Source organism: Streptomyces sp. NH27 (genome assembly GCF_056859195.1).
Window position 1 is genome coordinate 1 of sequence record NZ_JACEGK010001072.1, and the last position, 501, is coordinate 501.

Below are 501 nucleotides of genomic sequence, written 5' to 3' on the forward strand. Positions count from 1 at the left end.
CCTCCACGGCGCCGGCGAGCCATAGCCGTCCGGCGCCGTGGCGGCGTGGTCGGCGGGCGCGCTGGAGGGGGCGCTGGAGGGGTCGGCGCTGTGCGGCCGCTGGCTGCCGTTCGGCCACGACGAGCTGTCGCCGCTGGGCGACGACGACGGCGCAGCGCTCTGCGGCGGCCCCTCGCTGCCGTTCGGCCAGGACGTGTCCGACGGACCGGCGGCGGTCCCGAGCGCGGCGGTCGACCCGCCGTCGTCCGAGGTGGCGGCACCGGCCGGTGAGCCGGGCAGCAGCAGGCCGGCCGCGGCCATGACTGCCGCGCCGACGACTGCCGTGGACGCCGCGGCGGCGCGGAACGTCCCCCGGCGGCGCGGCTCGGTGGGGGGATTCGTCTGCTGGTGATTCATGGGGGCAGAAAACATCAAATACGACTGTTCATCTTGTATGCGGAGCACATGCCACGCGCAGATTCCCCTGTCCGGACGCACCCCGGGACCTACCCCCGGCCGTAC

The 501-nt window shown here is 75.2% G+C and carries 1 pseudogene; it reads right to left on the reverse strand.

Annotated features, from left to right (window positions below):
• Window positions 1-396, reverse strand: a pseudogene (locus tag AC13HU_RS38070) (hypothetical protein); the annotation flags it as partial.
• Between the last annotated feature and the right edge of the window lie 105 nt (window positions 397-501).